Origin of the sequence: Sulfitobacter sp. W027, assembly GCF_025143985.1 — a bacterium.
Classification (GTDB): Bacteria; Pseudomonadota; Alphaproteobacteria; order Rhodobacterales; family Rhodobacteraceae; genus Sulfitobacter.
The window spans coordinates 220,254-232,271 of record NZ_CP083567.1; the positions used below are offsets into that span (position 1 = coordinate 220,254).

Below are 12,018 nucleotides of genomic sequence, written 5' to 3' on the forward strand. Positions count from 1 at the left end.
GTCGTGCTCACACGGAATCACTCAGCGTAGGCGCTGACGCCGGGCTCCGGGTCGCAGGGGCAATGTGCCATCATCCGCGCCTTCGATCGTAACCGATTCCTCGATCTTGGTCCGCGGCATGATCGAGATGTCGTGGATACGCCAATTCAGGTCCAACAGCTTTGCCTCGGCATCCTCAACCATCTCAGGCGCGCCGCCGTCCTCATGCGCGACCACATAGATCGTGCCCGTTAGATAACGCCCTTCTTCACGCAGGCGCAGACGGCTTTCGCGGACCCACGGCAGTGCATTAAAGGTCTGTTGAACCTCTTCGATCAAAGGATCGAACTCTCCATCCTCAATCGTACGCGGCATTTCATCACTAAGGTCGCGGATCGCGGCGCCGGTGTGTTTGAAGCCATCATGAAGCACATCCAGCGCGATCACGATAGCCGCAACGGCGTCGGCCCACCACCAGCCCATCCCGATTCCAAGGATACCGACGATACCGGCAAGCCCGGTCATCCAGTCCGCCTTGTTCATCATGGCGTCCGCATAGAGCGTCTTGTCATGCAACATCTTGGCAGGCTTCATTTTCAGGTGGCCGAAGATGACCGGCATCACAACGCTATAGGCCAGTGCCGCGATCATGACCCAGCCAAACCAGATGGTTGCGCCATAGATCTCGATACTGCCGATGGTCGGGTGCTCTTGCTTGAACAGAGCGATGGAGGAATCCACGATAAGGAATATCCCGACACCGCCAAGGGCCACTGCGCTGATCAGATAAGCGATTGACGTGACCCGAATATATCCCAAAGGAAAGCGTCGGTTCGGTTTCCACCCTTCGATCCAAGAAGCCACGAGAAAGGCGACGGGAGGCACGAAGCTGAGCAGGTCTTCGATCCAAGCGGTCTTCATGGCTTGGCTGCTGCCCACCGCAAAGTAGATCGCGGCCACGATGGAGACCAAGATGGCAATCCAGATGACCTCTAACCAACGGGCCCGGTGGAGCGCTTTCTTCTGCGCCTCGGGCATGGTGCGGTTGGAGCGGGTCATGGCGCATAGGCCCGCAAACGCGCCCCGATTGTTCCGGCCTCACGCCGAAAGAAACCTTCGATCCGCATGAGCCAAGCGTTCTCGCCTTGCTGCACCGCGATGACATGTTCCGTGCGGTGCAACGTCGTTTCGGTAGCGGCAAGATTATTCACTTCAAGCTGCCAATGTGGGACGGCGGCGAGGGTTAGATCATCGGTCCATTGATTAACCGGAATGCCGCCCTCGTCCTCCACCAGCGCGGCAAGGGGGAGGTGGCTTGGGACGAAAACCTGTTGGTCTTCGAAGCTATCGGTACGGTCCTCTTTCGTGCGGGTGCCGATGACAAAGGCTTCTTCGAAGTAGACAAAGCTTGGCGCGGCACCGGTCACCGTGGTTACGTCTTTGCGGGCAAAGCCTCCGATGGCAAGGTCGATATCGCCCGTTTCCAACCCAGCTAGCGCCGAAAAGACGCCAAGGCGCTTCCAGCTAATCGCGACCCCCAGCTCTTCCGCAAAGGCACGCGTCAGGTCGGCTTCGACACCCTGCGGCGAGCCGCTGTCCCCGAATACGACCCATGGCGGATTTTCCGACACCGCGACGGTCATTTCTTTGTCGGAGAGAACGGTCTCAAGGGTTCCTTCCACATCACGCGGAAATCGCATATCGTCGCAGGCGGTGAGCAGGCTCACTACCGCGAGAATCATAGCAGTCATCAGTCTGGTCAGACTTCCTACGCCTGGAGTACCGTACGGCGTAGCTTCGCGGTGCGTCATCAGATTATTCCTTTGAGCAGGATCGCAAGGAAACAACTGGCGGATTATTAGAATGTTCCTTTGAAGGGGCCTGAGTGGTTGTCATTTCAATGTAACTGAGACCCAAAGGGTAATCCCCTCATTTTTAATGGGGTCCAGCCGTAGAATTCAGGCGGCTGTTTTCAGTTTCATGGCGGGTGTCATGCCGCCGATACCCATGTTGGGTCGCGCTCGCGCACCCGTCTCTTGTCAGTGCTCCACTCATCGGGTGTTGGACTTGTTACCTAGCTTTTTCTGATCTTTTGGCATCATCAATTATAGCAAGGTCATCCTAACGCTGCGCTTCCGTAGATTGTTGCGTACCAGAAAGATAATCAATAACCTCGAAGGCCGCGAGAGCCCAGAGTAGTGCCAGAGCAGCGATGCCGATCCAGAACGATCGTCTCAAACGATTACTAACACGAGAACTATGCTTGTCTTTGGACATACTAGAAATCCGTTGCTTAAATATACTGCTGTGAAGTATTGAGTTTACCAATGCTTCACCCAATGTCGTGTTAATCTATATTATGGTCGGGGCGCGGCAGCAGCTAAAGCTTATGGGAATATGTATGGTTTCGAAAGGCGCTTTGTCCGTTAAACTGACTACTCTGGCAAACTAGGGTCACCCGGACTCTAGCATTTCTTCCAGCCACGCTGCTGCGCTTTTGGAAAGATTCTGGTTAGCTTGCCCAAGGCGTGGGTGAAGCTCAATGACTACCAAAGCGTCCCTTTCTTCTAGCTGATCAGTCAACCAATTGCGAAACTCTTTAAGCCCAAGATCCATTTCCAATCCACAGAGACATTCAGCAAGCGGAACCGCGCCGAGTGCTGCCATGAACTCGTCGAGATTCGCTTTGGTCTGTTCTGCAGCTGTCGAATACGAGATTAGGTACGCTGGCATATGTCATCTTCTAATGTCATTCGAGCTCCAATAAACGAGCGTTTGTCACACAATACAACCAAACAATCGAGGGCAACCTGCCTCCACTTATTGCGGATCGCCGGAAAACGACGGTACATCAAACCCTTGGACAGCATTCCACCGGCGTTCTACGGATTTGCTGAGACAAATTTACCGCGCATTCACCTGATTGGAGTGAACGCAGCGCCGCAAAGAGCACAAATTTCCAGCCACCGCGCCTACAGCCCGCCCACATCGGAATGGCTGGAGAGCATATGATCTCCCTTGCTGTTCAGAACCAGGAAAGCGCTATAGGCGTGTGCCTAGAATAGCTTGGGGAAGTCCATCTGAAGCTGCGCTTTTCAAGCAGGTTATGACGGCTTCTGCTCGATATGGTTTAGCAATGAATGTACCGCCAAGCGGTAAATCTTTTGATGTTACATTTGAAGCACCGGATGCGACGATAATCACAATGTGAGGCCATCTGCGATGAACGATCTGAACGAGTTCTAACCCGTTGATCGATCCGGGAAGTCCAATTGCTGTGAACATAATCCGAATGCCAGCGTTGTTCGCAAGAGTGGCCAAGGCTTGGGTCGCTTGTTCGACCGCGTGGCCCGAAAGACCTGCCTCTTTTACAAGTTCCATGGCAGCAAATCGCAAGAACGGATCACCCTCTACGACAAGAACATCGCATAGATCATTTAATGCCATCTGGAAGAGACCCTAATGATGTTTGACAGTTAACATGCCCACTCGAACTTCTACTCCGCGGGACATTTAAGCACTGAATATAGAGCCCCCATACCTATTTTCTTTCCAATCGGCCATCATATGATCAACCCCGCGCCACTTAACCATTGAAATGAGATGGTCAATGAACCTAAATTGCCCCAAGGGTTTGATAGGCCGTGGTCAACCATAGTGAGGTTTGATGCGATGGGCGTGAAGATATTGTTGCAGCTTAGTTCTCAGAAAGGGGAAAGCACCATAGATATCTTCCCATGTTAATGGCTTTAAAGTGCTGCGTGTGGATACCGATTGAAGCGTAGCAGTTACTTTGAGCTCAGGACAGGGAACTTCACAAAAAAAGTGGTCCCCTCACCCTCGGCGGTCTCAAATGTGATATTTCCAAGGTGCTGGTCAACGATCGCCTTTGCGATGCTCATTCCCAATCCATGGCCTTCTTTAACCCTGTAGTTATTCCCCCCGCGAAAAACGCTCAAATAGCACGTTCTAAAGGTCGGGTGGCATTCCAGCGCCCTGATCCTTTACCCAGAAACCGCAGCCCGTTTCGGAAAGGCCAACTTCTACACTCATGCCCTTGTCTGAGGCCTTGATCGCGTTGGATAGTAGGTTGGAAATCAGCCGCAGCATTCTACCCTCATGCAGCCGAAGCAACCCATTAGGGGCATTGGAGTGCTTAAATGCCAGCTCTACCTCGCGACTTTTTGCGTAGGGAGAAAGGGTTTCAATCGCCTGTACCAACAAAGGAGCGAGGGGGCGTTCAATGAAATCTGGCTGGTCCTGGGCACGGAGTTGTTCAACGTCGAGTATATCGGCAATCATGTGTTCGATAGCTTGCGCGTTGCGCAGAGCAAGGTGCAGCAACTTGCGTACTGCGCCATCATCTCCAGTCAGCTTTGCTCCAAGCATTTCCAATGCTCCCGAAAGCGCAGCCAAAGGGTTTTTCAGGTCATAACTGACGGTGGCGATCAGTTGGTCCTTAGTGCGCTCGAATGCGCGCTCTTCGCTGACATCCCGCACGACAGCCAAAAATCCGAGATGTTCCCCTCGGGCAGTTTCAACCTTGGCGGTCGAGGCAAAGCCTTCGAATGTCGAACCGTCAGATCGGCGGCAAGATACCTCGAATTTGCCCTGCTTGTTGGTCGCTTGCGGATTAAATCTTTCTGCCCCTGCGCGCTCATATCCCTCAAGTGTTTCGTAAAGGACTGCCGTTTGTCGACCCAGAAGCTGAGCCGGCTCGTATCCGAAAAGCGTTGTGACTGCCTGATTTGCCAAGGTATCTGGCGATCGGGATCAACCAGGATGATAGCGTCAGGCACAGCATCAATTACGGCACTGAAAAGGCCGCGTTGTTCGCGCAACTCGCGTCGCTCAGTTTGCAGTTTCAGCTCGTTGCCGAGCCCGCGCGACATAAATCCGACAAATTCAACTTGGGACTCGCTAAAGGGAGCGTCTCGCTCAACGCGACTTGAGAAATTCAATGCGCCAAAATATTCAGATCCGCGCTTTAGAGGCGCCCCAATATAACTTTCCATTCGGAAATTTTGATAGCAAGGATGGGACGACATTTCTTGTTGCCCGGCGTGATGGAAGGCTGTCACATGGTCGTTATGAAGCGTGTGAAGACAATAGGTGCCACTGACATCGAAGATAGTACCGGGGTTGGGGGCCCACTCAGGCCCATGAACAAAAATGCATTCGTAGACAGGATCATTGACTCGGTTAACGATCCCCAGTTCAAGACCGAGTGCCTCAGTTCCCAAGGTCAATAGTTTGGCCACCTTATCCTCGAGGCGTAGATTCGGTTCGACGGCAAGAAAATACAGCTCACGAAGCGCATCATCGAAATTCAAAATTGTACTTGAAAAGCGGTCAGCCAAAATCTTTGTATCTCGTTCTCTCAGCCTCGGTGATCGTTTGATCTCGCGTATGGATCAAAAGAATTGGGCTTTTTTGTGAAGCGGCTTAATCGACGTCAGGTTACCGTCAGAACCGCCTGTGAAAATTGTGCCGCTCAACTTCGACATTGTTCAAATCCATCTTGCTCCATTCATTCGTTAAAAATAGGTAAACGAACCCAGAAAGTAGTCCGTATGTTCGGGGTGGACTCGTATCCAATGTCTCCGCCCATACTTTCGACCAACTCTTTGGAGATCGCGAGACCAAGCCCGGTTCCCTCGCGGCTTCGCGTCAAATGATCCGCTTGCTGCGAGAATGGCTGAAATATTCGCGTTCCAAATTCTTGCGAAATTCCTGGTCCATCATTGCTCACCGAAACTTTGCAACTGGAACCGGAGACCTCTATGCATACATCGACTGTTCCTCCAGCCGTGGAAAACTTTGAAGCGTTGGAAAGAAGGTTTGTGATCACTTGCTTCAAACGCTGCGCATCGGCGTTGATGTAAACAGGTGGATTGGCCCCATCCAGTACTACGCTCACTTGAAACTTCTCTGAAAACGGTTCGTTATCCAAGATCGTCTGTTCGACAAGTTCAACCACTTCGACCCGCGCCATCTCAACTGCAAAGTGACCTGCTGTGAGCTTTTGGAAATCAAGCAAGTCTTTGACTACCTCACCGAGCCGCACACTATTTCTGCCAGCCAAGTCGAGCAGCTTTTTCACCTGCTCAGAAGCCCCATCTCCAATTGCGCCCGTCAGTAGCCTCAAAGCGCCATGTATCGATGCAAGAGGCGTTCGAAGTTCATGACTTACGGTGGCGACGAAATCGTCTTTAAGCGCCTCCAATCGCTTCTTTTCAGTGATATCGACCATCTGAATGATAAGACGGGTCTCCGTTCTGACCGGACGTTGCACTACAGAAAGTCTGATTGCGATATCGATCACCTCACCGCCGGGTTTCGTATATCTTTGCTCGATACGAGATGCCTTAATTTCAGAGGCAAGCAGTCTCTCGACTTCGTCTCGAACATTCTTAAGCGTCTCTGTATTCGAGAGCTTCCAAAACTTTTTCTGTTCGAGCTGACCGCGCGGATAGCCAAAGAGCGAATAGCATGAGTCGTTGAGCAGCAAAAATGTGCCGTCGAGGGCGAGGACCGCCATTGCCACGGGGGCATTGGCCAGCAACATCTCCAGTCCAACTTTCCGGGCTTTTGCAAGCTCCAAAGCGCTCTCTAGCGGCGTGATATCAATCATCGTGCCGAGAAGTCTAACAGCCCGTCCTTCATCGTCTCGCTCGGTCACCCTCAGAATAGAGCGCATCCAGCGCCACGAGTCGTCACCAACCCTCATGCGAAACTTCGCCTCGGATTTTTCGATGCGACCTTCGATGCATTCCGCATCAAGCGCTTCTACTGTTGTTCGGTCATCAGGGTGGATTCGTGCGCGCCATTCATCATCCGAATTTCGCCCATCAGATTCGCATATACCAAGCAGCTGAAACCAAGCATCTGACGCCACTCCCGTACCTGTCCGAAGGTCTGATTCAAATACGCCGATCTGGCTCCCTTCCAAGGCGAGGTTCCAGCGTTCTTCTTGATCTCTAAGAGCCTGCCAGGCCTGAACGCGGCTTGTCACTTCGTTCAGGTTAACGATGTTATATTTCCGTCCCTCTGCATCTTCAAATTTGCTGAGGATAACCTCACAAAAGCGCCTACTCTCTTCTCCCTTAGGAAGGGCTATAATGTTCTCAAGCTCACCAATTCCAAGAGATTTGATGCATAGATTTCCCTCAATGACAGACAACGCGGGCAGTAATTCCGAAATGTGGGAACCGATGCCGTCAACTACGTCGCTTGGCAACAGGTTCTCGGCGCTCTTATTGCGGAATACAACGCTGCCCCTCTCATCAACGACCCATACACCAAAGGGGCTATTTTCAATAATCGATTGAAACATTAAGTTCGCCTCTGGGCGGTATACTTGCACTATGGGTTCAATTTTCAATGGACAACTATTTCATGAAAGATCGATAGCTAGGTTAGCAGCTAACTAGCTGCCCGCAACCTTTGCTTTGGGCAGGAGCGCTATCAACCATCAGGAACCTCATAGAGGGAAGGTGTTGGCTGGCAACCACAGCAGGCTCTGCTAATCCTGGTTTGGTCCGACCGTGGCAGGATAATTCGCGATCATCTGGCCTGCCTCTTTCGAAGATAGCGACACGCCCGGTTTCCTTGCGGACCTCGACCCGATCTTCAGATGCGTCCATTTGATACCGCGGAGCGACCAGTGATTTTATATTCCTGAAGCACGGCCCCGTGGTTGTGGCCTTCAAGGGCATCCTAAACGGCGCGATCCATGCGGCCATCTACTTCAAGCGCCCCTCAGCCTCAAACGCGCGGATCGCGCTGCGCGACATCGGCCCGCGCCAGCCGTCGATGATCCCGGGACTGCTGCCGGTTTGATCAAAAGGAACTTGAAGAACAATGGCGTTGGCGCTCTGACCTTCGGGAAGTGGGCCGCCCTCGTACTTCGCATTTTCGATTTGAACGACAGAAGTTTGTGCTTGAAGCGCCGCGGAAGGTTTCAACTGCAATGGGCTAAAAAATACCCCGGCATGAGAAAAGACTGCCGGGGTGTCTTGGCGGTAGGGGCTGCGCCCTAAGTTTGGGTTAGTCCCAGAAACCTTCATCAACGCTTGGCAGCGCCTCAAGTTCTTCTTCATTCAGACGCGTCACGTAAGCGTAGGTCTTATCGTCAACAGCCACGAGATTCACATCTGGGACCGAGATCATGACGTGTTTGTCGCCAATGTCCAGAAAGCCGCCAACTTCGGCTACAATGCCGACCATTTGGCCATCTTTGGAAAGAACGATGTCTTCGATCTCGCCGATCTCGTTCCAACCGGAATCGATCGCATCATATTGGTTTCCCACATTCCATTCGTCGTCAGCTTCACCAATCGTGTAAATTTCACCGCCGGTGATGTCGCGCGTGCGGATCAGGTCACCACGCATCTCATTCATGGCCGCGCTGTCGATCTTGGAGTAATCGGTCATATGAGCCTCAGCGAAAGCTGCTGTGCCTGCGAGTGTCAGTGCGAGTGTGCTTGCTGTAAGCATTTTCATAGCATGTCTCCTCTTTCGTTAGTTTCTGAAGATTCAACAGATGCCGCGGCGGATCGTTCCTAAAAAGACAAATTCGATCTTGGGTTAGGCCTATGCTCTGCATTCGTTTGCTGGATCTGAGAAACGATAGCCGCAGTCCCGTTATCCGACCTAAGGTCTCTCAAGAGAACGCCTGGATCGCAACGGCGGCGCCATAAATGCACAAAAGTGTAAGTGACCTGCTCCCCTTAGAGTCCGCGTTCTTTAGTTCGCTCTGTTCAGGGTTTGGTCCTCTACTGACCTTTGGTGATACTCCCACGGGGTGAGCCCGTCGAGGCTCGTGTGTGGGCGATGGTGATTGTAGTCCTCGCGCCAAGCAGAGATCAGATCCCAGGCGTGGCGCAAGTTGGCGAACAAATGCTCGTTGAGGCACTCGTCGCGCAGACGGCCATTGAAACTTTCGACGAAGCCGTTCTGCATGGGCTTTCCTGGAGCGATGTAGTGCCACTCGACCTTCCGTTCCTCCTGCCATTTCAGGATGGCGTTCGATGTCAGCTCCGTTCCATTGTCGCTGACCACCATGCATGGATAGCCACGCACCTGGGCGATGTTATCGAGCTCGCGGCTAACGCGCTGCCCCGACAGGGAGGTGTCCACGACTGTTGCCAGGCATTCTCTGCTGAAGTCGTCGATAACGCAGAGCACGCGGAAGCGGCGGCCGTCCGAGAGGCTGTCCGAGACGAAGTCCAGAGACCAACGCTGGTTCGGCCCTTGCGGTATCGCCATCGGCGCCCGTGTACCGATGGCACGCTTTCGACCGCCACGCTTGCGCACTGTCAGCCCCTCTTCGCGGTAAATCCGGTAGAGTTTCTTCCAGTTCACATGCCAGCCCTCGCGCCCGAGCAAGAGGTGCAGCCTTCGATAGCCGAACCGCCTTCGCTCCCCGGACAGTTCTTTCAGCCTTTCCCGCAGCTCGGCGTCCCCTGACCTGGTTGATCGTCGGCGATAGACGCGCGGATCAATCCCGACCAAGGCACAGGCTCGCCGCTGGTTGTAGTTCTTCTCTGTCATGGCCCAGTCCACAGCTCTCCGCCTTGCACCGGGCTTCAGAAGTTTTTTCCCAGCATTTCCTTTAGCGTGGCGACGTCGAGCATATGTTCCGCCAGCATCTTCTTCAGCTTGGCGTTCTCGGCCTCAAGCGCTTTCAACCGCCTGGCCTCAGACACTTCCATGCCGCCATACTTCGAGCGCCATTTATAGAAGGTCCCATCGCTGATGCCGTGCTTCCGGCACAGCTCCTTCGCGCCGAGCCCTGCCTGGTGCTCCTTCAGGATGCCAATAATCTGTTCTTCGCTGAAACGGCTTCTCTTCATCTTTTATCTCCTCAATTGGAGAACAGGCTAACCTCAAATCGAGGACATTTCAGGGGAGCAGGTCACCGGGGTTAAAAAACGAAAAGCAAATCGTTACCCACCCGGGGAACAACATGACAGCTGCGCGGGCTTAGATCGGACCTGAGTTTCTGATTGCGCGATGCGGAGCCGGGCACCGACAGGAAGTTGTCATGCCCGGTTATATTGCTAGAGAGCGGATCGAAAGTGCTCACGCATGTAGGCAGCAGAGCCCGACTGTAAAATCACCGTGACTGCACCTTTTGATGGGCTTGGTCGAGCCGATTAAAGGCAAGGCTTCGGGCTCAAAGGGACCAATACGGATAAGGTGCGATCTTCTGGAAACGCTATACGCGCGGTCGGATCGAGACACCTCATGCATTCCGGGACTGTTTCTCGGCTACTACCGCTACCGTACCACCCTTACAATTCGCCGTCCTCTTCCCCTAAAAAATATGGGTAGATTAGACGGCGCTTTGACGCGAGCGCAGACTCACTTGTCAGTATAGAGATCAAGCGGAGACCGCGGAAAGCGGACCATGCCGCCTGGCGCTGCATCGTGCCTGGTAAACCCGTGTCGATTATAAAAGGCCTCTAACATATTCACGCCTAAACCTTCTTCGCCAAACGGCTCGTGATAAAGCTCAATACTCAGATCAGTTTCATCAACGGCCTCAACTAAGACTCGCAGAATTTTGTGGGCTACTCCCTTGCCGCGATACTGAGGCGCGACCCAAATTCCACCGAGGACGAACCGTTTATTTTTCAACGCGTGCTCGATATAGGCCACATTGTCCTGTTCATTGCGGTAATAAGTTCGCTCTGCGGTATCACCCGCGGCACCCTGTAATCCGGAAACCTCGCGGATCCTGGTGAGGACTCGATCGTATTTCTGGCGCGCGCGGAGTTGTGAATGCGCGTAGTATTTCTCAAGCTCCGCAGTCAACTCCGGGTGCCGAGTTGCACAATAATCGCGTAGCCCGTGCTGCAGCGCGACAGCGACAAAAGCACGGAGTTCGCGATTCAGCCTGTTAACCTCGGTTTTGAGGCTCTCAGCAGTTTCCGGTGTGGCCATCGCCCCTGCCATTCCTTTCGCTTTTTCATCATTCAGGTTTTTTGCTTAGACGTTTTAGATAGCCTGCTGCGGTAGATTGGCTACCAGTTCTTTTGATCGCGGAGGGCGAACTGTAGCTCGAATGATAGCCTTGAAGAACATAGCATCTACTGAGCTATCAACCGCCCCTGCGGCAAATGTTTCCAGCCGGTTTGGCGACAGAAGCATATGGTAAATCGATCCACTCCACGCACAGTACCTATTTTCTGATCCTTCGTGGGCAGTATGCATTATGGCACTCCTGAAATTGCCATACCGCTAACTAAAATTGATATAATTCAAAGCCCCAGTGTATTGTTCCGGGCGTTTTCATCACTCTTTAAACATTCTTATGTATATCAGTTTGTGAAAAGACCAGCAGCCAAGAATTTATTCAGCATGGATTTTCAAATATAACCCTTTTTATGGAGAAATTTTATATGACGATCTACCCAATTATCACGAGCCGGAAAATCGAAGACCAATTACTTAAGCTTCATTATGAAATTGAAGAGCTAGAGGACGAACTAAGATCCACCCAAGCATCCGAACGCGGGCTAGAAAATGGGCAACCCAATCATGTCGCGAACCTCCAGTCAAATTTGCAACAGAAGAAGTTCGAAAAATTTGAGCTCAAGCTGTCAATCAGCTCTGGATTGGCCGCCGCGCTTGCGCTGGCAAACGGTAGAGCACGGGCCCATACCATATGCGCTGAAAGGCTCATCAACCTGGCTCATGAGTGTGAGGACCTGTTTGAGGCGCGTGGAATCAGGGTCAAGAACCGACCCGGTGGGATTGTGCACTTTCGCCCTGGCGGCAAAAGGTCCCCACATTCACAGATCGGCAGAAGCATCACGACCTATGTTGTTATGCGGCGGGTGAGTGATGGCTGGCGCCTCGTGCACGCAGAGCGCGATTTTTGCTACGTGAACCAACGAGAGTTCAGGGAAATCACCGTCCAACCCGCGGCTCATAAGGATATAATCAGGCATGCAACACGTGGTTTCAGAGGCTAGAATGGGCCTCCGATCGGAAGGTCCGATGGCATGATGGACCTGCCCACCCGCCCCA

The 12,018-nt window shown here is 52.7% G+C and carries 12 protein-coding genes and 2 pseudogenes; 2 read left to right on the forward strand and 12 right to left on the reverse strand.

Features of this window, described 5'->3' with window-relative positions; all coding sequences use genetic code 11:
- Nucleotides 1-21 precede the first annotated feature (21 nt).
- The 9 genes and pseudogenes from K3759_RS19570 to K3759_RS19605 all read right to left on the reverse strand — a co-directional run bounded on the left by K3759_RS19570 (nucleotide 22) and on the right by K3759_RS19605 (nucleotide 7,315).
- Complete coding sequence (locus K3759_RS19570) at nucleotides 22-1,038, reverse strand: cation diffusion facilitator family transporter (protein WP_259986317.1); 1,017 nt, start codon at nucleotides 1,036-1,038, stop codon at nucleotides 22-24.
- Nucleotides 1,035-1,730, reverse strand: a complete 696-nt coding sequence (locus K3759_RS19575) for an ABC transporter substrate-binding protein (protein WP_259986318.1) — start codon at nucleotides 1,728-1,730, stop codon at nucleotides 1,035-1,037. Before K3759_RS19575 ends, K3759_RS19570 begins: the two co-directional genes overlap by 4 nt.
- Nucleotides 1,731-2,433: 703 nt before the next feature.
- Nucleotides 2,434-2,712, reverse strand: coding sequence for a hypothetical protein (locus tag K3759_RS19580; protein WP_259986319.1), 279 nt, complete (start codon nucleotides 2,710-2,712; stop codon nucleotides 2,434-2,436).
- Nucleotides 2,713-3,021: 309 nt separating this feature from the next.
- Nucleotides 3,022-3,426 (reverse strand): response regulator, encoded by a 405-nt coding sequence (locus tag K3759_RS19585; protein ID WP_259986320.1) that lies wholly within the window; start codon nucleotides 3,424-3,426, stop codon nucleotides 3,022-3,024.
- A gap of 341 nt (nucleotides 3,427-3,767) precedes the next feature.
- Nucleotides 3,768-3,881, reverse strand: a complete 114-nt coding sequence (locus K3759_RS19590; RefSeq protein ID WP_259986321.1) for a hypothetical protein — start codon at nucleotides 3,879-3,881, stop codon at nucleotides 3,768-3,770.
- A gap of 67 nt (nucleotides 3,882-3,948) precedes the next feature.
- Nucleotides 3,949-4,479: a cell wall metabolism sensor histidine kinase WalK gene (locus K3759_RS19595; protein WP_259986322.1), complete on the reverse strand. Its 531-nt coding sequence runs from the start codon at nucleotides 4,477-4,479 to the stop codon at nucleotides 3,949-3,951.
- A gap of 27 nt (nucleotides 4,480-4,506) precedes the next feature.
- Nucleotides 4,507-4,734, reverse strand: a pseudogene (locus K3759_RS20325) (PAS domain-containing protein); the annotation flags it as partial.
- 185 nt (nucleotides 4,735-4,919) lie between these two features.
- Nucleotides 4,920-5,240: pseudogene (locus K3759_RS20330) on the reverse strand (GAF domain-containing protein); the annotation flags it as partial.
- Between the two features lie 269 nt (nucleotides 5,241-5,509).
- Complete coding sequence (locus K3759_RS19605) at nucleotides 5,510-7,315, reverse strand: PAS domain S-box protein (RefSeq protein ID WP_259986324.1); 1,806 nt, start codon at nucleotides 7,313-7,315, stop codon at nucleotides 5,510-5,512.
- A 359-nt stretch (nucleotides 7,316-7,674) separates the two neighbouring features.
- Here K3759_RS19605 and K3759_RS19610 point away from each other — a divergent pair, with 359 nt between their 5' ends.
- Nucleotides 7,675-7,821 (forward strand): hypothetical protein, encoded by a 147-nt coding sequence (locus K3759_RS19610; RefSeq protein WP_259986326.1) that lies wholly within the window; start codon nucleotides 7,675-7,677, stop codon nucleotides 7,819-7,821.
- A 207-nt stretch (nucleotides 7,822-8,028) separates the two neighbouring features.
- Here K3759_RS19610 and K3759_RS19615 read toward each other — a convergent pair whose 3' ends face one another.
- From K3759_RS19615 to K3759_RS19625, 3 genes are all read right to left on the reverse strand, one after another.
- The gene (locus K3759_RS19615) at nucleotides 8,029-8,484 is read right to left on the reverse strand and encodes a PRC-barrel domain-containing protein (RefSeq protein WP_259986328.1); all 456 of its coding nucleotides are present in this window, start codon (nucleotides 8,482-8,484) and stop codon (nucleotides 8,029-8,031) included.
- Nucleotides 8,485-8,727: 243 nt separating this feature from the next.
- Nucleotides 8,728-9,836 (reverse strand): IS3 family transposase gene (locus tag K3759_RS19620; RefSeq protein ID WP_259985890.1). Its coding sequence is split into 2 segments (ribosomal slippage): nucleotides 8,728-9,587 and nucleotides 9,587-9,836, totalling 1,110 coding nucleotides; the frame shifts between segments, so codons are not numbered across the junction.
- Between the two features lie 511 nt (nucleotides 9,837-10,347).
- Nucleotides 10,348-10,941 carry a GNAT family N-acetyltransferase gene (locus K3759_RS19625; RefSeq protein ID WP_259986329.1) on the reverse strand — a complete coding sequence of 198 codons (594 nt, stop codon included), beginning with the start codon at nucleotides 10,939-10,941 and terminating at the stop codon, nucleotides 10,348-10,350.
- A gap of 446 nt (nucleotides 10,942-11,387) precedes the next feature.
- On the opposite strand from K3759_RS19625, the gene K3759_RS19630 reads away from it, so the two are divergent.
- On the forward strand, nucleotides 11,388-11,963 hold the full coding sequence (locus tag K3759_RS19630) for a hypothetical protein (protein ID WP_259986330.1): 576 nt from the start codon (nucleotides 11,388-11,390) through the stop codon (nucleotides 11,961-11,963).
- Nucleotides 11,964-12,018: the final 55 nt, after the last annotated feature.

What these genes read in the sequence shown, in the direction of transcription:
- K3759_RS19570 (WP_259986317.1), bottom strand. Translation starts at nt 1,038, where the DNA reads ATGACCCGCTCCAACCGCACCATGCCCGAGGCGCAGAAGAAAGCGCTC.
- K3759_RS19575 (WP_259986318.1), bottom strand. Translation starts at nt 1,730, where the DNA reads ATGACTGCTATGATTCTCGCGGTAGTGAGCCTGCTCACCGCCTGCGAC.
- K3759_RS19580 (WP_259986319.1), bottom strand. Translation starts at nt 2,712, where the DNA reads ATGCCAGCGTACCTAATCTCGTATTCGACAGCTGCAGAACAGACCAAA.
- K3759_RS19585 (WP_259986320.1), bottom strand. Translation starts at nt 3,426, where the DNA reads ATGGCATTAAATGATCTATGCGATGTTCTTGTCGTAGAGGGTGATCCG.
- K3759_RS19590 (WP_259986321.1), bottom strand. Translation starts at nt 3,881, where the DNA reads ATGAGCATCGCAAAGGCGATCGTTGACCAGCACCTTGGAAATATCACA.
- K3759_RS19605 (WP_259986324.1), bottom strand. Translation starts at nt 7,315, where the DNA reads ATGTTTCAATCGATTATTGAAAATAGCCCCTTTGGTGTATGGGTCGTT.
- K3759_RS19615 (WP_259986328.1), bottom strand. Translation starts at nt 8,484, where the DNA reads ATGAAAATGCTTACAGCAAGCACACTCGCACTGACACTCGCAGGCACA.
- K3759_RS19625 (WP_259986329.1), bottom strand. Translation starts at nt 10,941, where the DNA reads ATGGCAGGGGCGATGGCCACACCGGAAACTGCTGAGAGCCTCAAAACC.
- K3759_RS19630 (WP_259986330.1), top strand. Translation starts at nt 11,388, where the DNA reads ATGACGATCTACCCAATTATCACGAGCCGGAAAATCGAAGACCAATTA.